Annotated in this window: 14 protein-coding genes; 1 reads left to right on the top strand and 13 read right to left on the bottom strand. The window is 66.2% G+C overall.

The window, feature by feature from the left end:
• Positions 1–3 precede the first annotated feature (3 nt).
• The 12 genes from ccoN to ugpB all read right to left on the bottom strand — a co-directional run bounded on the left by ccoN (position 4) and on the right by ugpB (position 16,749).
• Positions 4–1,452 carry a cytochrome-c oxidase, cbb3-type subunit I gene (gene ccoN, locus AC3FMM_RS06690; RefSeq protein WP_115709943.1) on the bottom strand — a complete coding sequence of 483 codons (1,449 nt, stop codon included), beginning with the start codon at positions 1,450–1,452 and terminating at the stop codon, positions 4–6.
• A 151-nt stretch (positions 1,453–1,603) separates the two neighbouring features.
• Entirely contained in the window at positions 1,604–1,750 is a 147-nt protein-coding gene (gene ccoS, locus AC3FMM_RS06685; RefSeq protein ID WP_010809469.1) for a cbb3-type cytochrome oxidase assembly protein CcoS, read from the bottom strand.
• 2 nt (positions 1,751–1,752) lie between these two features.
• Entirely contained in the window at positions 1,753–4,344 is a 2,592-nt protein-coding gene (locus tag AC3FMM_RS06680) for a heavy metal translocating P-type ATPase (protein ID WP_488686316.1), read from the bottom strand.
• Positions 4,345–4,446: 102 nt separating this feature from the next.
• Positions 4,447–5,544: a cell division protein ZapE gene (gene zapE / locus AC3FMM_RS06675; protein WP_115680496.1), complete on the bottom strand. Its 1,098-nt coding sequence runs from the start codon at positions 5,542–5,544 to the stop codon at positions 4,447–4,449.
• 88 nt (positions 5,545–5,632) lie between these two features.
• Positions 5,633–7,057, bottom strand: coding sequence for a dihydrolipoyl dehydrogenase (gene lpdA, locus AC3FMM_RS06670; protein ID WP_115709947.1), 1,425 nt, complete (start codon positions 7,055–7,057; stop codon positions 5,633–5,635).
• Positions 7,058–7,159: 102 nt separating this feature from the next.
• Positions 7,160–8,404 carry a 2-oxoglutarate dehydrogenase complex dihydrolipoyllysine-residue succinyltransferase gene (gene odhB / locus AC3FMM_RS06665; RefSeq protein WP_116312726.1) on the bottom strand — a complete coding sequence of 415 codons (1,245 nt, stop codon included), beginning with the start codon at positions 8,402–8,404 and terminating at the stop codon, positions 7,160–7,162.
• An 87-nt stretch (positions 8,405–8,491) separates the two neighbouring features.
• Positions 8,492–11,344 (bottom strand): 2-oxoglutarate dehydrogenase E1 component, encoded by a 2,853-nt coding sequence (locus AC3FMM_RS06660; protein WP_115709951.1) that lies wholly within the window; start codon positions 11,342–11,344, stop codon positions 8,492–8,494.
• Positions 11,345–11,672: 328 nt separating this feature from the next.
• Positions 11,673–12,419: a glycerophosphodiester phosphodiesterase gene (ugpQ, locus tag AC3FMM_RS06655; RefSeq protein WP_488686315.1), complete on the bottom strand. Its 747-nt coding sequence runs from the start codon at positions 12,417–12,419 to the stop codon at positions 11,673–11,675.
• Position 12,420: 1 nt separating this feature from the next.
• A complete protein-coding gene (locus AC3FMM_RS06650) occupies positions 12,421–13,521 on the bottom strand; it encodes a sn-glycerol-3-phosphate import ATP-binding protein UgpC (protein WP_115709955.1) in 1,101 nt (366 codons plus the stop codon).
• A 10-nt stretch (positions 13,522–13,531) separates the two neighbouring features.
• Positions 13,532–14,380, bottom strand: a complete 849-nt coding sequence (ugpE, locus tag AC3FMM_RS06645; protein ID WP_092309164.1) for a sn-glycerol-3-phosphate ABC transporter permease UgpE — start codon at positions 14,378–14,380, stop codon at positions 13,532–13,534.
• Positions 14,381–14,392: 12 nt separating this feature from the next.
• Entirely contained in the window at positions 14,393–15,274 is an 882-nt protein-coding gene (gene ugpA, locus AC3FMM_RS06640; RefSeq protein WP_062800547.1) for a sn-glycerol-3-phosphate ABC transporter permease UgpA, read from the bottom strand.
• Positions 15,275–15,432: 158 nt separating this feature from the next.
• Entirely contained in the window at positions 15,433–16,749 is a 1,317-nt protein-coding gene (gene ugpB, locus AC3FMM_RS06635; RefSeq protein ID WP_115703631.1) for a sn-glycerol-3-phosphate ABC transporter substrate-binding protein UgpB, read from the bottom strand.
• Positions 16,750–16,943: 194 nt separating this feature from the next.
• On the opposite strand from ugpB, the gene AC3FMM_RS06630 reads away from it, so the two are divergent.
• A complete protein-coding gene (locus AC3FMM_RS06630; protein WP_326346955.1) occupies positions 16,944–17,735 on the top strand; it encodes an HAD-IIB family hydrolase in 792 nt (263 codons plus the stop codon).
• A gap of 79 nt (positions 17,736–17,814) precedes the next feature.
• Here AC3FMM_RS06630 and ntrC read toward each other — a convergent pair whose 3' ends face one another.
• On the bottom strand, positions 17,815–19,374 hold the full coding sequence (ntrC, locus tag AC3FMM_RS06625) for a nitrogen regulation protein NR(I) (protein ID WP_116312730.1): 1,560 nt from the start codon (positions 19,372–19,374) through the stop codon (positions 17,815–17,817).
• Between the last annotated feature and the right edge of the window lie 12 nt (positions 19,375–19,386).

The following is a 19,386-nucleotide window of genomic DNA, read 5'->3' as shown; positions in this document are numbered from 1 at the left end:
TGATCAGTGGGCGGAGGCGGCGATGCTGGCCGGAATCGGCGCATCCACGGCGGGCTTGCCGACGATGGTCTTGGCGATGTTGTAGGCCATCAGCAGCATGCCGGACAGGAAGCACATGCCACCCAGCAGGCGAATCAGATAGAACGGATATTTGGCCTTGACCGCTTCGACGAAGGCGTAGGTCAGCGTGCCGTCCGGTTGCGTGGCGCGCCACATCAGGCCTTCCATCACACCCGCGATCCACATCGAGGCGATATACAGCACCACGCCGATGGTCGCGATCCAGAAGTGCCATTCGATCAGGCGCACGCTGTACATCTGCTTCTCGCCGAACAGCCGCGGGATCAGGTAGTAGAGCGAACCGATGGAGATCATCGCGACCCAGCCCAGCGCGCCGGAGTGGACATGGCCGATGGTCCAGTCGGTGTAGTGCGACAGCGCGTTGACGGTCTTGATCGACATCATCGAGCCTTCGAAGGTCGACATGCCGTAGAACGACAGCGCCACCACCAGGAACTTCAGGATCGGGTCGGTGCGCAGCTTGTGCCAGGCGCCCGACAGCGTCATGATGCCGTTGATCATGCCGCCCCACGACGGCGCCAGCAGGATCAGCGAGAACACCATGCCGAGAGACTGTGCCCAGTCCGGCAGCGCGGTGTACTGCAGGTGGTGCGGGCCGGCCCACATGTAGGTGAAGTTCAGCGCCCAGAAGTGGACGATGGACAGGCGGTAGGAAAAGATCGGGCGCTCGGCCTGCTTGGGAATGAAGTAGTACATCATCCCCAGGAAGCTGGTGGTCAGGAAGAAGCCGACCGCGTTATGGCCGTACCACCACTGGATCATCGCGTCCTGCACGCCGGCATAGGCCGAGTAGGACTTCCACAGCGACACCGGCATCTCGATGTTGTTGACGATGTGCAGCAGCGCGATGGTCAGGATATAGGCGCCGAAGAACCAGTTGGCGACGTAGATATGCCGGGTCTTGCGCTTGACGATGGTGCCGAAGAACACGATCGCGTAGGCCACCCAGACCGCGGTGATCAGCAGGTCGATGGGCCATTCGAGTTCGGCGTATTCCTTGGAGCTGGTGATGCCCAACGGCAGCGTGATGGCGGCTGCGACGATGACCAGTTGCCAGCCCCAGAACGTGAATGCGGCCAGCGGGCCGCAGAACAGGCGCGCCTGGCAGGTGCGCTGGACCACGTAGTAGGAGGTGGCAAACAGCGCGCTGCCGCCGAAGGCGAAGATCACCGCATTGGTATGCAGCGGACGCAGCCGGCCGAACGACAGCCACGGTGTATTGAAATTGAGTTCGGGCCAGATCAGCTGTGCTGCCAGCAGCACGCCGACGGCCATGCCGACGATCCCCCAGACTACCGTCATGACAGCGAACTGTCTAACGACGCCGTAATTGAAGGTGTCGACGCGTGAAGACGCGGCAGTGACATCCATTCAGACCCCCAAAGCTTAGAGAAAATAAAAAACCTACTGACAGTGTGACTTTAGAAAAACCATGCCACGGGTGCGTTGATCTTTATCAAGCCGCTCCGGGCACGTCTTGAACCTGCGCGCGCGGCTCCGGTCCGAGGCACGCGCCGCGGGCTCACGGCTTGTCGTTGTCCAGCAGGATCGATTCGGCAGGCCGGTCCAGGTCGTCGTACTGCCCGGCATGAAGCGCCCACCACAGCGCGCCCGCGATGACCACCACGAGCACCAGGCTCATCGGCACCAGCAGGTAAAGCGTTTCCATCGTCAGGCTCCGTTATGCCGCGAGGTAGGCCGCGGCGTGCGCCGCGGCTTGCCGGCGCGCAGCAGGCGCCAGGCATTGGCGACCACCAGCAGCGAGGACAGCGACATGCCGATGCCCGCCATCCACGCCGTCACCAGCCCGGTCGCCGCCAGCGGAATGGCGACCACGTTGTAGAAAAAGGCCCAACCCAGGTTCTGGCGCACCACCCGGCGCGTCTGGCGCGACACGGCCAGCGCCGTCGCGATCTCGGCCACGCCGCCGTGCGTCAGCACCGCGTCCGCGCCGGCCTGGGCCAGCGGCGCGCCGCTGCCGATCGCAATCGATACCTGCGCCTGCGCCAGCACCGGCGCGTCGTTGATGCCGTCGCCGACGGCCAGCACCACGGCCCCGTCCTGCTGCAGCCGCGCCACGTAGTCGCGCTTGCCTTCGGGCGTGACCTCGCCGGCCATGCGCTCGATGCCGAAGTGCGCGGCCCACCAGTGCACCGCCGCCATGTTGTCGCCCGATACCAGGTGGCAGCGCACGCCCAGTTCGCGCAAGCGTGCCAGCAGCATCGGCGTTTCCTGGCGTTCGACGTCGGCCAGCACGAAGCGCGCCAGCGCGCCGGTCTCGGCGCCCAGCCAGACTACCGTGGCGCCGGGATGCATAAGGTTGTGGGCAGCGGCCGGCGCAGGCTGGCCAGCACCGCCCAGCGCCAAGACAAAATCGGCGCGGCCGAGGCGCAGGCGGCGGCCCGCGACCACCGCCTCGAGACCGGCACCGGGAACGTTGCGCATGTCGCTGACGTGCAGCGGCAGGCCGGTCAGATCGGGCGCCGCCGCCACCAGCGCGCGCGCGATCGGATGCTCGCCGCCACGCTCCATCGCTGCGGCCAGCGTCAGGCATCGAGCGGAATCGGCTTCTCCCAGCGGCTCGACCGCCGCCACGGCAAAGCGGCCCTCGGTCAGCGTGCCGGTCTTGTCGAGCACCACGTCGGTGACGCGGGCGAGCGTTTCCAGCGCGTGGCCGCGCGCCAGCAGCACGCCGCGCCGCGACAGCGCCGCGCCGGCCGCGGCCAGTGCCGCCGGCGTAGCCAGCGACAACGCGCACGGGCAGCTGACCACCAGCACCGCGATGGTCACCAGCAAGGCCCGCGAGGGATCGATCCAGAGGCCCCAGACCATGCCGGTCAGTGCCGCCAGCACCAGCAGCGTCGCCACGAACCAGCCCGCCACGCGGTCGGCCAGTGTCGCCAGGCGCGGCTTCTCGGCCAGCGCGCGGTCCAGCACCGCGACGATCTCGGCCAGGCGGGTGCCGGCGCCGACGCGGGTCACGCGCAGTTCCAGCGGGCTGGCGGTATTGAAGCTGCCGGCCAGCACGGTGTCGCCGGCGCAGCGGCGCACCGGGCGGCTTTCGCCGGTCAGCATGGATTCATCGAGTGCGCTGGTGCCCGAAGTGATCGCGCCGTCCGCCGGGACGATCTCTCCCGCCTTGACGCGGATCAGGTCGCCCGCGCGCAGCCGGGCGACCGGGATGCGCTCGCCCGCCGCACCGGCCGTGGCCAGCCGTTCGCACGTGGCGGGCAACTGGCGCGCCAGCATTTCGGCACCGCTGCGCGAGGCCTGGCGCACGCGCAGTTCCAGGTAGCGGGCCAGCAGCAGGAAGGCGACGAACATCGTCACCGAATCGAAATAGACCTCGCCCACGCCGCGCACCGTGGCCAGCGCACTGGCGGCAAAGCCCGCGGCGACGCCGATCGCCACCGGCACGTCCATGCCCATATGGCGCTGGCGCAGGCTGCGCCAGGCGCCGGCGAAGATCGGCGAGGCGGCATAGCACACCACCGGCAAGGTCAGCGCGAAGCTGGCCCAGCGCATCAGCTGCAGCTGGCCGGGATCGATGGTGGCTTCGTGGGTATAGATCGGCCATGCGTACATCATCACCTGCATCATGCCGAGCATGGCCACCGCCATGCGCATCAGCAGGCCGCGACGCGCGCGGCGGTCCTGCAGGTCGGTGCGCGAGACTTCGAAGGGCCAGGCCATGTAGCCGATGCCGGCCAGCGCCGCCAGCAGCCCCGACACCGTCTGGGCGTCGTCACGCCAGCGCACCACCACGCGCCGCGTGGCGACATTGGCGACCGCCGATTCCACGCCCGGCTGGCGCGACAGATGCTGCTCGATCAGCCACGCGCAGGCGGCGCAGCGGATATTCTCGGGAGCCAGCGTGATCTCGGCGCGGCCGCCGTCGAGCGGGCGGACAAATTGCGCGCGCAGTTCCGGGGCATCGTAGGCAGCCCAGACCGGCTCGGCCTGGCGCCGGGCATCGTCGTCGATGGGCCGGGCGAAGCGGGCTTCGTCGCCGTACAGGTGGGCAAAGCCGGCCGCATGGAGGGTCTGCGCCAGGGCCTGGCAACCGCCGCAGCAGAATACGCGGCGGCTGCCGTCCAGGTTGGCGGCGAGCGGTTCGGCATCGGTGACCGGCAACCCGCAGTGGAAGCAGGCCAGCGCCGCGCCGGCGCCGCGCGCAGCCATGTCCGCGCCATCGTGCCCGCCGGGCGGCGGAAATGGCGCCAGCATGCTGACGGAAGGACTGGTGGCTGGGGGCGGCGACATGGGGACCTTTTTCTACCCCGTCGAGGATATAGGCCGGCCCCCGATTTCAACTTGATATAGATCAAGGCGGCCCGGGTACGTCGCCCCGGGCCTGGAACACGGTCAGGTGAGCGTCGTATCCATGGTGCGGCGCTCGGATTCCAGGTACTCGCGCGACTGCATCTCGATGATGCGCGACACAGTGCGATGGAATTCGTTGGCCATCTGGCCTTCGGTATAGAGTTCGTCGGCCGGCACTTCCGCCGACATCAGCAGCTTGACCTTGTGGTCGTAGAAGACGTCGATCAGCCAGGTGAAGCGGCGTGCCTCGGACGACATCCGCGGCGTCATGCGCGGCACGTCGGACAGGATCACCGTATGGAACTGCGAGGCCAGTTCCAGGTAGTCGTTCTGCGAGCGCGGGCCGCCGCACAGCGTGGCAAAGTCGAACCACACCACCCCGTTGGCCTTGCGCAGCGAGCGCAGCTCGCGATGCTCGATATGCAGCAGCGGCGACTCGTCGGCGACGCCGGCAATCGAAGTGAAGGCATCCCGCAGCGCCGAGTTGGCCTTGGCGTCCAGCGGGGTGTGGTAGGCCTGCACCTGTTCCAGCGCGCGCTTGCGGTAGTCGATGCCGGCATCGACATTGAGCACGTCCAGCTTCTGCTGCAGCAGCGCGATGGCGGGCAGCACGCGGTCGCGGTGCAATCCATCGGTGTACAGCAGGTCGGGCCGGTAGTTGGAGGTCATCACGAACTGCACGCCGTTGTCGAACAGCTGCTGCAGCAGGCGATGCAGGATCATCGCGTCGGCGACGTCGCTGACATGGAATTCGTCGAAGCAGATCAGGCGGAAACGGCGCGCGATGCGCCTGGCCAGTTCGTCGAGCGGGTCGGGACGGCCGCGCAGCTCTTCCAGCTGGCGGTGCACCTCGCGCATGAATTCATGGAAATGCAGCCGCGTCTTGCGCACCACCGGCACGCAGGTATAAAAGCTGTCCATCAGGAACGACTTGCCGCGCCCCACCCCGCCCCACATATAGACGCCCTGCGGCACATCGGGGCGCACCAGCAGCTTTTTCAGCGCGTTGTTGCGGCGCCCCTTGTAGGCGACCCATTCGTCGTAGCACTGCTGCAGCCGGGCCACGGCGCGCAGCTGGGCCTCGTCGGACTGGTAGCCGCGCTCCTTCAGTTCCTTCTCGTAGTACTCGGTGACGTTCATGCTCGGGGCTCACGCGGCACGGGCCGCAAGTGAAAACGGCGCGCCGCAGGACGGCGCGCCGGTACTCAGGCAGCGGCGGACATGCGCCTTACATATTGAGTTGACGCTTGTCGACGGCCAGCGCGGCTTCGCGCATGACTTCCGACATCGACGGGTGCGGATGGCAGACGCGGCCGATATCCTCGCTGGCGGCCTTGAACTCCATCGCCACCACGGCTTCGGCGATCAGGTCCGAGGCGTTGGCGGCAACGATGTGCACGCCCAGGATCTCGTCGGTCTTGGCATCCGCCAGCATCTTGACGAAGCCGTCGGCGTGGCCCATGCCCAGCGCACGGCCGTTGGCCATGAACGGGAACTGGCCAGCCTTGTACTCGCGGCCTTCGGCCTTGAGCTGGGCTTCGGTCTTGCCTACCCATGCGATTTCCGGGAAGGTGTAGATCACCCACGGTACGCAGTTGTAGTCGATATGCGGCTTCTGGCCGGCGATGCGCTCGGCCACGGCCACGCCCTCGTCCTCGGCCTTGTGCGCCAGCATCGGGCCGCGCACCACGTCGCCGATGGCCCACAGGCCCGGCACCTTGGTGGCGCAATGGTCGTCCACCTCGATAAAGCCGCGCTGGTCGACCGCCAGGCCGACTGCGTCCAGGCCCAGGTTGTCGGTATTCGGCACGCGCCCGACCGACACGATCAGGCGATCGACTTCCAGCGTCTGGGAGGCGCCATCCTTGTCGGTGTACTTGACCGTCACGCCCTTCTTGCCGGTGGTGACTTCGTCCACCTTCACGCCCAGGCTGAACTTCAGGCCCTGCTTGGTCAGCTGCTTCTGCGCTTCCTTGGCCACGCCTTCGTCGGCGGCGCCCAGGAAGGCGGGCAGCGCTTCCAGCACGGTCACGTCCGAACCCAGGCGGCGCCACACCGAACCCAGCTCCAGGCCGATCACGCCGGCGCCGATCACGCCCAGCTTCTTCGGCACTGCGGGGAACTTGAGCGCGCCTTCGTTATCGCTGACCAGGTCGTTGTCGACGGTGATGCCGGGCAGGTGGCGGGCCTTCGAACCGGTGGCGATGATGACCTGCTTGGCGGTCACCACTTCACCGGCGATCTCGACCTGGAAGCCTTCGGCACTCTTGCCGACGAACTTGCCGTAGCCCTTGAGCAGCGTCACCTTGTTCTTGCGGAACAGGAACTCGATGCCCTTGGTCATCTTGCCGACGATATCGTCCTTGCGCTTGAGCATCTTGGCCACGTCGACCTTGACGTCGCCCACGGTGATGCCGTGGTCGCCCAGGTGGTGCTGGACGTTCTCGAACTCTTCCGAGGAAGCCAGCAGCGCCTTGGAGGGGATGCAGCCCACGTTCAGGCAGGTGCCGCCCAGGCGGGCTTCGCCCTTGGGATCGTCATATGCATTGCCTTCGCAGCAGGCCACGTTCAGGCCCAGCTGGCCGGCACGGATGGCGGCGATATAGCCGCCGGGGCCGGCGCCGATCACCAGCACGTCGAATTGTTTGCTCATGGAAATTCCTTGTTGGGCGCCGGCTGCAACGCGTGCCGGCGCGCCGTGATCACGGGAGCGCGCTCCCCGCGCACGCACTGGCGTGCGCGGAGGGACCGGCTGTTACAGGTCCAGCAGCAGGCGCGCCGGATCTTCCAGTGCGTCCTTCATGGCGACCAGGCCCAGCACGGCTTCGCGGCCGTCGATGATGCGGTGGTCGTAGGACATGGCCAGGTAGTTCATCGGACGGATCACGATCTGGCCGTCTTCCACCACCGGGCGGTCCTTGGTGGCGTGCACGCCCAGGATGGCCGACTGCGGCGGGTTGATGATCGGGGTCGACAGCATCGAGCCGAACACGCCGCCGTTGGAGATCGAGAAGGTGCCGCCGCTCAGCTCTTCCAGCGACAGCTTGCCGTCACGGGCCTTGACGCCGAACTCGGCGATCTTCTTCTCGATGTCGGCCAGGCTCATCTGGTCGGCGTTGCGCAGGATCGGCACCACCAGGCCACGCGGCGAACCGACGGCGATACCGATGTCGAAGTAGCCGTGGTAGACGATGTCGTTGCCGTCGATCGAGGCGTTGATCAGCGGGAACTTCTTCAGCGCGTGCACCGCGGCCTTGACGAAGAACGACATGAAGCCCAGCTTCACGCCGTGCTCCTTCTCGAAGCGGTCCTTGTACTTGTTGCGCAGGTCCATCACCGGCTTCATGTTCACTTCATTGAAGGTGGTGAGGATGGCGTTGGTGGCTTGCGACTGCAGCAGGCGCTCGGCGATGCGGGCACGCAGGCGGCTCATCGGCACGCGCTCTTCCGGGCGGTCGCCCAGGGCGGCGAAGTCGACCGGGGCCGAAACCTGCTGCAGGGCCGGCTTGGCCGCGGCCGGAGCCGGCGCTGCCTTGGCGGCCGGAGCGGCGGCGGCAATCGCGTCGCCCTTGGTGATGCGGCCGTCCTTGCCGGTGCCGGCAACCTGGCCAGCCGACAGGCCGGCTTCGGCCATCAGCTTGGCGGCCGACGGCATGGCCACGGCACCGGCGGCGGCCGGAGCGGCGGCAGCGGCCGGGGCCGGCGCGGCGGCGGCAGGAGCCGGAGCGGCGGCGGCCGGGGCGGCGGCGCCAGCGGTGGCTTCGGTGTCGATCTTGGCGATGATTTCATCGGCCACCACGGTGTCGCCGTCGTTCTTGACGATCTGCGACAGCACACCTGCCGACGGGGCCGGCACTTCCAGCACGACCTTGTCGGTTTCGATTTCGATCAGGATCTCGTCCTGGGCAACGGCTTCGCCTGGCTTCTTCTTCCAGTTGAGCATGGTCGCTTCGGCGACCGATTCGGAGAGTTGCGGAACCTTGACGTCAACGATAGCCATGGTGGTGAATTCCTCGTGTTATGCGTGTTGTCTTGATGCTGGCGAGGCCACGGGGCGCCTGCGCGCGCCGCCGTGGCTGCCGACTGATTACTTGGTCAGAACAAAGCCCTTGAGCTTGCCGAAGGCCGCGTCCAGCAGCGCCTTCTGTTGCTCGTTGTGCTTTGCGTAGTAGCCCACCGCCGGCGAAGCCGAAGCGGGGCGACCGGCATAACCGAGCTTCTGGCCGTCCGTCATGTTTTCCATGATGTAGTGCTGCACGAAGAACCAGGCGCCCTGGTTCTGCGGCTCGTCCTGGCACCACAGGATCTCGTTGGCGTTCGGGTACTTCTTCAGTTCCGCGGCCAGCGCCTTGTGCGGGAACGGGTACAGCTGTTCCAGGCGGATGATCGCGGTGTCGTTGGCCTCGCGTTCCTTGCGGGTGTTGACCAGGTCGTAGTACACCTTGCCCGAGCACATGATGACGCGCTTGACCTTGCTGGCGTTCAGTTCTTCGTGGTCGCCGATGACGGTCTCGAAATGGCCCTTGGCCAGGTCGGACAGCGGCGACACCGCATCCTTGTTACGCAGCAGCGACTTCGGCGTCATGATCACCAGCGGCTTGCGGAACAGGCGAATCATCTGGCGGCGCAGCAGGTGGAAGATCTGGGCCGGCGTGGTCGGCTGGCAGACCTGCATGTTGTGATCCGCGCACAGCTGCAGGAAGCGCTCGATGCGCGCCGAGCTGTGTTCCGGACCCTGGCCTTCGTAGCCGTGCGGCAGCATCAGCGTCAGGCCCGAGGCACGGCCCCACTTCACTTCACCCGACGAGATGAACTGGTCGATCACCACCTGGGCGCCGTTGACGAAGTCGCCGAACTGGGCTTCCCAGATCACCAGCGCGTTCGGCTCGGCGGCAGAGTAGCCGTACTCGAAGCCAAGCACGGCTTCTTCGGACAGCACCGAGTCGATCACCGTGAACGGTGCCTGGTTTTCCGACACGTTCTGCAGCGGCACGTAGCTGCCGGCATCCCAGCGCTCGCGGTTCTGGTCGTGCAGCACGGCGTGGCGGTGGGTGAAGGTGCCGCGGCCGGCGTCCTGGCCGGTGATGCGCACCGGGTAGCCCGACGACACCAGCGAGGCGAAGGCCAGGTGCTCACCCATGCCCCAGTCAAGCGGCTGGTCGCCGCGGCCCATGTTGGCGCGGTCCTTGACGACCTTCTCCACCAGCGGGTGCAGCTTCAGCGTCTCGGGCGTAGTGGTGATGCGTTCGGCCAGGCGCTTCAGTTCCGTCACCGGCACGGCGGTGTCGGCGGCGTCGGTCCACTTGCGGTTCAGGAACGGCATCCAGTCGACGGCGAACTTGTTCTTGAAGTTCGACAGCACCGGATCGGCGGTGTGCTTGCCGGCGTCCATCGCGGCGCGGTATTCCTTGACCTTCTCGTCGCCGAAATCGGCCGGGACGAGGTTTTGCGCGGCCAGCTTGTCGGCGTACAGCTTGCGCGTGCCGGGGTGCTGGGCGATCTTCTTGTACATCAGCGGCTGCGTGACCGCGGGGGTGTCCTGCTCGTTGTGACCCAGCTTGCGGAAGCAGATGATGTCGACCACGACATCCTTCTTGAACTCCATGCGGAAGTCCACCGCCAGCTGCATGGCGTACACCACGGCTTCGGGGTCGTCGCCGTTCACGTGCAGCACCGGGGCCTCGATCATCTTGACCACGTCCGTGCAATACAGCGTCGAACGGGCGTCGCGCGGGTCGGAGGTGGTGAAGCCGATCTGGTTGTTGATGACGATGTGCATCGAGCCGCCCGTGCCGTAGCCGCGGGTCTGCGCGAGGTTCAGCGTTTCCATCACCACGCCCTGGCCGGCAAAGGCGGCGTCGCCGTGCACCTGCACCGGCAGCACTTCCTTGTGGCCGACTTCGCCGCGGCGTTCCTGGCGGGCCTTGGCCGAGCCTTCGACCACCGGGTTGACGATTTCCAGGTGCGACGGGTTGAACGCCAGCGACAGGTGGACGGGGCCGCCTTCGGTCGAGACATCGCTCGAGAAGCCCTTGTGGTACTTGACGTCACCGGCCGGCAGGTCGTCGACGTGCTTGCCTTCGAATTCGGCGAACAGGTCGGCGGGCATCTTGCCCAGGGTGTTCACCAGCACGTTCAGGCGGCCGCGGTGGGCCATGCCGATCACGATTTCCTGCACGCCCTTGCTGCCGGCGTGCTGGATCAGCTCGTCCATGGCGGCGATGAAGCTTTCGCCACCTTCGAGCGAGAAGCGCTTCTGGCCGACGTACTTGGTGTGCAGGAAGCGCTCCAGGCCCTCAGCCGCGGTCAGGCGGTCCAGGATGTGCTTCTTCTTTTCCAGCGTGAACACCGGCTTGGAACGCGTGGTTTCCAGGCGCTCCTGCCACCAGCGCTTCTGCGCCTGGTCGCTCACGTACATGAATTCGAAGCCGATGGTGCCGCAGTACGTTTCGCGCAGGTTGTTGAGCAGCTCGCGCAGGCTCATCGACTCCTTGCCGAAGTAGGTATTGCTGGCGTTGAAGACGATATCGAGATCGGCTTCGGAAAAACCGTAGAAGGCGGGGTCCAGATCCGGCAGGGGCGGACGCTCCTGGCGCTTGAGCGGGTCCAGGTCGGCCCAGTGCGAACCGATGTTGCGGTAGGCGGCGATCAGCTGCGTGGCAGCGACGCGCTTGCGGCCCATGTCGGAATCGGCCGATGCAACGATGGTGCGGATGGGACCTTGCTTGGCGCGCTCGGCGAACGAGGCAACGATGGGAGCGTGGGCGATATCCCGGCCGTTCGAGCCGTCGACGGCGGGAACGTTCTGCATGGCGTCGAAGTACGCGCGCCAATTGTCGGGAACCGAGGCGGGGTTCTGGAGGTAGGCTTCGTACAGTTCTTCGACATAGGGGGCGTTACCGCCGAAGAGGTACGAATTGCTCTGATACTGCTGCATCATGGGACGCTCACTTTTCTCCGGGTCTGCCGGAGTTCAGCGGGTTATTCAACCTTCCGCGACACGGCTTGACCGGTTAGCGGATCGCAAACAACTCTTGGGAGCCTGTGGAGGCACTTACGCAAACGGCACCACCAGGGTGCCGCATGCGATGGCCGCCTCACAAGGCGCGAAAGGGCAAGTTGTGCGGGGAAGGACCTTAAGTCTTCACGCCGGTAAGGATAGCACGGATTGCGTTTGATCAATGTGGACTTTTCGCGATACGAAACACAGTCGCGCGACAATTCCAACCGCGTTCAGCGAATTCGCAACAGCCGCACAACAATTTGAATCAGGGGACGATCTGGTCGACTGCGTCGGTGATCACCCCATCGAGCCCCCATTCCAGCAACTGCGCCGCCCGCGCCGGATCGTTGACGGTGTAGGCGAGCACGCGCAGGCCGGCCGCATGTGCGGCGGCAATCACGGCGGCATCCAACTCGCGGTGGTTTGCATCGAGCGCGACGCAGCCGAGCCGGCGCACCCGCTCCAGCCAGTCGCCGGGCAGCTGGTCCAGCAGCAGCGCGCGCGGAAGGCCGGGTGCAACACGCGCCGCGGCGGCAAGCGCTTCTTCCGAAAACGAGGACAGCAGCGGCGGCACCTCGGCGCCAGCCCACAGCGACTGGGCGTCGAGCGCCACCGCGGCGCCGGTGCGCGCCTCGGCGCCGGGCATGGGCTTGATCTCGATATTGACCAGGAAGCCGTTGGCGCGGGTGTAGCGCGCGATCGCCGCCAGCGTCGGCACCGGCTCGCCGGCGAAGGCCGGGCCGTGCCAGCTGCCGGCGTCGAGCAACGCCAGTTCGCCCAGCGTCAGCGCATCGACCCTGCCCTGGCCGCTGGTGGTGCGGTCAAGGGTGGCGTCGTGCATCAGCACCGGCTTGCCGTCGGCCGACAGCTTCACGTCGAACTCGAACATGCGGTAGCCAAAGCCCGCGCCGTGTCGGAACGCGGCCAGCGTGTTCTCCGGCGCCAGCTTGCCGGCGCCGCGGTGCGCGATGTGGCTGGGATAGCGCCAGGCGTTGTCGGTTGCGGTGGTCATGTCAGGCCTCGATGCGCTTGCCGGTGTCCGGCGCAAAGAAATGCAGGTGCTCGGCCGACGAAGTCACCGGCAGGCGGTCACCGGCGCGCACGCGCGCATGACTGTCCAGCCGCACCACCACGGCCTGTCCGCCGAGCGAACCGTAGGCGAAGGAATCCGCGCCCAGCGCCTCGACCACGCGCACATCGACTTCGGCAATCGCCTCATGCGCGGCGCACGGCTCGATATGCTCCGGCCGCAGACCCAGCAGCGCCTGCTCCGGCAGGTGCAGCCCCATCGGCAGGTGACCGAGCGTGGCATTGGCGGCTTCGCCCTCCTTCGCCACCACGCGCATCTGCGCGTTGGTGTTGCCGCCGGCGTTACGCGCCACCGGGATCAGGTTCATCGGCGGCGAGCCGATAAAGCCGGCCACGAAGGTGCTGGCCGGCCGCGCATAGACTTCCAGCGGCGTACCGATCTGCTCGACCCGGCCGGCATTGAGCACCATCATGCGGTCGGCCAGCGTCATCGCCTCGACCTGGTCGTGCGTCACATAGAGGCTGGTGGTGCCCAGGCGCCGGTGCAATTCCTTCAGTTCCAGCCGCATCTGCACGCGCAGCTTGGCGTCGAGGTTGGACAGCGGCTCGTCGAACAGGAATACCGCCGGCTCGCGCACGATGGCGCGCCCCATGGCGACGCGCTGGCGCTGCCCGCCGGAAAGCTGGCGCGGCTTGCGCTCGAGCAGCGGCGCGAGCTCGAGAATGCCGGCGGCGTGGTTGACGCGCTGCGCGATCTCGGCCTTGCCCATGCCGCGGATCTTGAGGCCGTAGGCCATGTTGTCGTACACGCTCATATGCGGATAGAGCGCGTAGTTCTGGAACACCATGGCGATGTCGCGCTCGGCCGGCTCCAGCTGGTTGACCACCTTGTCGCCGATATCGATCTCGCCGCCGGTGATGGTTTCCAGCCCGGCCACCATGCGCAGCAGCGTGGACTTGCCGCAGCCCGAGGGCCCGACGATGACGATGAACTCGCCGTCGGCGATTTCCATGTCGATGCCATGCACGACCTGGGCGCCGCCGGCGTAAGTTTTCTGAACGTTGCGTAGTGACAGTTTTGCCATTGTGTTCCGCTTATTTCTCGGTTTCGACCAGGCCCTTGACGAACCACTTCTGCATCAGCACCACCACCACCGCGGGCGGGATCATGGCCAGCATCACCGTGGCCATCACCAGGTTCCAGTCGGTGGCGGCATCGCCCGAGCGCGAGATCATCTGCGTCACGCCCACCACCACCGGCGTCATCGACTTCTGCGTGGTGATCAGCAGCGGCCACAGGTACTGGTTCCAGCCGTAGATGAACTGGATCACGAACAGCGCGGCGATGCTGGTGCGCGACAGCGGCAGCACCACGTCCCAGAAAAAGCGCAGCGGCCCGGCGCCGTCGATGCGCGCGGCTTCGGCCAGCTCATCGGGAATGGTCAGGAAGAACTGGCGGAACAGGAAGGTCGCCGTCGCCGACGCGATGATCGGAATCGTCAGCCCGAAGTAGCTGTCGAGCAGCCCCAGATCCGATACCACCTTGTAGGTCGGCAGGATGCGCACCTCGACCGGCAGCATCAGCGTGATGAAGATCAGCCAGAAGAAGGTCTTGCGCAGCGGGAACTTGAAATAGACGATGGCAAAGGCCGAGATGATCGAGATCGCGATCTTTCCCAGCGCGATGCCGAGCGCCATGATCAGGCTGTTCTTCATCATGGTCGAGACCGGCGACGCGGCCTCGCCCACGCCCTGGAACAGCACGGTGCGATAGTTGTCGATCAGGTGGCTGCCGGGGATCAGCGTCATCGGCGCGTCGAGCACCTCTTCGGCGGTCAGCGTCGAGGCGACGAAGGTGAGGTACACCGGGAACACCACGATGACGATGCCGAGGATCAGCACCGCGTGGGTCAGGAAATCGAGAAAGGGACGACGTTCTACCATGGGCTGTCTCCGTCAGTACTGGACCTTGCGTTCCACGTAGCGGAACTGCACCACGGTCAGCGCGATCACGATCACCATCAGCACCACCGACTGCGCGGCCGAGCCGCCGATGTCCATGCCGCGGAAGCCGTCATGGAAGACCTTGTACACCAGCGTGTTGGTCGAATTGAACGGCCCGCCGTGCGTGACCGCGTCGATGATGGCGAAGGTATCGAAGAACGCGTAGACCACGTTGATCACCATCAGGAAGAAGGTGGTCGGCGACAGCAGCGGGAACACGATCGACCAGAAGCGGCGCCAAGGGCCCGCGCCGTCGATGGCGGCGGCCTCGATCAGCGAGCGCGGGATGCTCTGCAGCCCGGCCAGGAAGAACAGGAAGTTGTAGCTGATCTGCTTCCAGGCCGCGGCCAGCACCACCAGCAGCAGGGCCTGGTTGCCGTTGAGCAGGAAGTTCCATTCGACGCCGAGCTTGCGCAGCGCAAACGACACCACGCCCAGGGTCGGGTTGAACATGAACATCCACAGCACGCCCGCCACCGCCGGCGCCACCGCATATGGCCAGATCAGCAGAGTCTTGTAGCCCACCGCGCCGCGGATCACGCGGTCGGCAAAATAGGCCAGCGCCAGCGCGGTGGTCAGGCCGACCACGGTCACGCCCACGGCAAAGATGGCGGTGACCTGGAATGACTCGACATAGAGCGGGTCGTTCCACAGCATGCGGAAGTTGTCCAGGCCGACGAACTCCAGGTTGATGCCGAAGGCATCCTGCTGCAGCATCGACTGGTACAGGGCCTGCCCGGCGGGCAGGAAAAAGAAGATCAGCGTGATCGCGATCTGCGGCAACACCAGCAGATACGGCAGCCACGGCGAACGGAACACGACGCGTTTTTCCATGAACGGATTCCGGCGGATGCCGCGGATGGCGGCATCGGACTAGGTACGGAGTAGGTACAAAGCGGCGGGCGGCCCCGATCGGGGCCGGCCACAAAGCAAGCGGGCGGAGGTTTCGCCGCCGCCCGCCTGTCACGTCAGCCTGCTGGCAAGGCGGTGCCTTATTCGCGCGCGGTCTTCTGGAAGCGCTCCAGCAGGTCGTTGCCACGCGCCACGGCGGAGTCAAGCGCTGCCTTGGGCTCCTTCTTGCCGGCCCAGACGGCTTCCAGCTCCTCGTCGACCACGGTGCGGATCTGCACCATATTGCCCAGGCGCACGCCGCGCGACTTGTCGGTGGTCTTGACCACCATCTGCTGCACCGAGACGTCGGCGCCGGGGTTCTTGTCGTAGTAGCCCGACTTCTTGGTGGCCTCGTAGGCAGCCATCGTCACCGGCAGGTAGCCGGTGGCCTGGTGCCAGTCAGACTGGATCTCGGGGCGCGACAGGTAATTGAAGAACTTGGCGACGCCCTTGTACTCTTCAGGCTTCTTGCCGCCCATCACCCACAGCGACGCGCCGCCGATGATGGTGTTCTGCGGCGCGCCCTGCACGTCCGGATAGTACGGCAGCTGCGCCACCGCGAACGCGAACTTGGCGTTCTTGCGGATATTGGCCAGCGACGCCGACGAGCCGGTGAACATGGCGCATTCGCCGTTGTAGAACTTGGCCTGCGATTCGGCCTTGCGCCCGCCATAGCTGAAGTAGCCCTTCTTCACCATGTCCTGCAGGTTGGTGACGTGCTTGACGTGCAGCGGGCTGTTGAAGACCAGGCGCGTGTCGGTGCCGCCGAAGCCGTTGTTCTTGGTGGCGTACAGCGTGTTGTGCCAGGCCGAGAAGCTCTCCAGGTGGACCCAGCCCTGCCAGTCGGTGGTGTAGGCGCAGTTGGTGCCGGAGGCCTTGAGCTTGGCCGAATACTGCATCACCTCGGGCCAGGTCTTGGGCGGCTTTTCCGGATCCAGGCCGGCCTTCTTGAAGGCGTCCTTGTTGTAGTAGAACACCGTGGTCGAGCTGTTGAACGGGAACGACAGCATCTCGCCCTTGGACGAGGTGTAGTAGCCCGCCACGGCCGGGATGTAAGCCTTCTGGTCGAACTTCTCGCCGGCGTCCTTCATCACGGTCGACACCGGCTTGATCGCGCCCTTGGCGCTCATCATGGTGGCGGTGCCGACCTCGAACACCTGCAGGATCGCCGGCGCGCCGCCGGCGCGGAAGGCGGCGATGCCCGCCGCCATGGTCTCGTCGTAATTGCCCTTGTTGACCGGCACCACCTTGTATTCGGACTGGCTGGCGTTGAACTTGTTGGCGATTTCGTTCACCTTGTCGTTCAGCGCGCCCTGCATGGCGTGCCACCACTGGATTTCAACAGCGGCGTGCGCGCTGCCGGCCCCGGTCAGGGCGGCCAGCGCGGCGAGTTGGAGCACGGTACGGGATACGGACATCGAGGCTCTCCTTGGGTCTGTCTGTTGCAGTCGGTTGAAAATCCGACAGCATGTGATTTTTTTGTGACAGCGGCATGTTACGCCCGTCGCACCTGCGCAAGCAAATCAGCAGATTCACCAGTATGGCCGTCTGACTGCTTTTTGCAGTGCAATAAACGAATTTGGCCGCAGATCCACGGTTACAATGGCCCGCCATGCAATCCCTGAACAAGCTCTCTAATACGGCGCTGCGCAACGTGCGCGGCGTGCTGACCGACATCGACGGCACCCTGACCACCGACGGGCGGCTGCCGGCCTCGACCTACCTGGCCCTCGACGGCCTGCGCCGGGCCGGCCTGCACGTGATCCCGGTGACCGGGCGCTGCATCGCGTGGGCCGAGATCCTGACGCGGCTATGGCCGGTCGATGCGATCATCGGCGAGAACGGCGCGTTCTATTCGCACCTGCACAACGGCCGGCTGCAGACCCGCTTCCTCGACGACGCAGAGACGCGCGCGCGCAACCTCGAGCGCATCCACGCATTGGGTCAGCGCATCGTGCGCGAGGTGCCCGGCTGCGCGCTGGCTTCCGACCAGGCCTGGCACGCCGCCGACCTGGCCATAGACCATGCCGAGGACGTGGTGCCGCTGCCCGAGGACGCCGTCGCGCGCATTGCTGCGCTGATGCGCGAGGCCGGCATGACCGCCACCGTCAGTTCCATCCATGTCAACGGCTGGTTCGGCCGGCATGACAAGCTGTCGATGAGCAAGCTGTGCGTGGCCGAGCTGCTGGGCGAGGACGTCGATGCACGGCGCGACCAGTGGCTGTTTATCGGCGACTCGGCCAACGATGCCTCGATGTTTGCGCATTTCCCGCTGTCGGTGGGGGTGGCCAACGTGCGCGATATCCTGCCGCAGCTGCCGGTGCCGCCGGCTTACATCACCACCGCCGCGGGTGGCGAGGGTTTTGCGGAGATGGCGCGGCGGCTGATCGAGGCGCGCGGCTGAACCCGGCCCCGCAAAAGAAAAAACGGCCGGGAATAATCCCGGCCGTTTTTCTTCTTTGCCTTGTGCGCACCGTGGTGGCTCAGTCGAAGCCCAGCTCCTGCAGCTTGCGCGTGATGGTGTTGCGCCCGATCCCGAGCCGGGTCGCGGCTTCGACGCGGCGGCCGCGGGTAACGCCCAGCGCGGCTTCCAGCACCGCCTTTTCGAACCGGCGCGTCAGCAGGTCCATCACTTCGGGCTGGCCGGCTTCCAGCATGGCGCGCGCCTCGGCGGCAAGCAGGCTTTCCCATCCGGCCGCCGCCGGTGCCTGCACCGGCGCCTGGGCCACCGCTGCGGCCGGCGCGGGGCGGACCACCGTGGCCGTGTCGGCCTCGGCCACCGGCACCGCAAACCCGCCATAGTCGGCCAGTTCCTGGGCGCCTTCATACTCGGCCACGCGCAGGTCGGGCGCGCGCTCCGGCCGCGGCGCATTGACCGGCTCGCTGGTGCCCGCTTCCAGCATCTCGCGCGGCAGGTCCTTGACCTCGATGGTCTGCGCCGGCGCCATCACGGTGAGCCAGTTGCAGAGGTTTTCCAGCTGGCGCACGTTGCCCGGGAACGGCAGCGTGCTGACATAGGCCAGTGCCTCGTCCGACATGCGCTTGGGCTCGACGCCAAGCTCCTTGGCGCTCTTCTGCAGGAAATGGCGCGCCAGCAGCGTGATGTCCTCGGGCCGCTCGCGCAGCGGCGGCAGGCGCAGCCGGATCACGTTCAGGCGGTGGAACAAGTCCTCGCGGAACAGCCCTTCCTTGACGCGCAGCTCCAGGTTCTGGTGCGTGGCGGCAATCACGCGCACATTGGCACGCAAGGGGTTGTGGCCGCCGACGCGATAGAAATTGCCGTCGGACAGCACGCGCAGCAGGCGGGTCTGCAGGTCGAACGGCATGTCGCCGATTTCATCGAGGAACAGCGTGCCGCCCTCGGCCTGCTCGAAGCGGCCGCGGCGCATGGTCTGCGCGCCGGTGAAGGCGCCGCGCTCGTGGCCGAACAGTTCGGATTCGAGCAGATCCTTCGGAATGGCCGCGGTATTGAGCGCGATGAACGGGCCGTTGGCGCGCGGGCTGTGCTTATGCAGCGCGCGCGCCACCAGTTCCTTGCCGGTGCCGGACTCGCCGGTGATCATCACCGTCACGTTGGATTGCGACAGCCGGCCGATGGCGCGGAACACGTCCTGCATCGCCGGTGCCTGGCCGAGGATCTCGGGCGCGTCGAGCAGGCGGTCGTCCATTTCTTCTTCGCGCAGGCTTTCTTCCAGCGCGCGGCGGATCAGCTCGACCGCCTTGTCGACATCGAAGGGCTTGGCCAGGTATTCGAAGGCGCCGCCCTGGAACGCTGCCACCGCGCTGTCCAGGTCGGAGTACGCCGTCATCACGATGACCGGCAGGCCCGGGTGCCGCGCCTTGATCGCCTGCAGCAGGTCGAGGCCGGAACCGCCGGGCATGCGGATATCCGAGATCAGCACCTGCGGCTGGTCTTCCTCCAGCGCGGCCAGCGCGTCCCGCACATTGGTGAAGCTGCGCGAGAGCAGGCTTTCACGGGCGAGGGCCTTTTCCAGGACCCAGCGGATTGATTGATCGTCGTCGACTATCCAGATCGGCTTCATGTGCGTCGCTTG

It is taken from the genome of Cupriavidus sp. 207A1 (genome assembly GCF_057798955.1).
The sequence above is the reverse complement of the archived record's forward strand: the minus strand, read 5'-3'. Positions and strand labels throughout refer to the sequence as shown.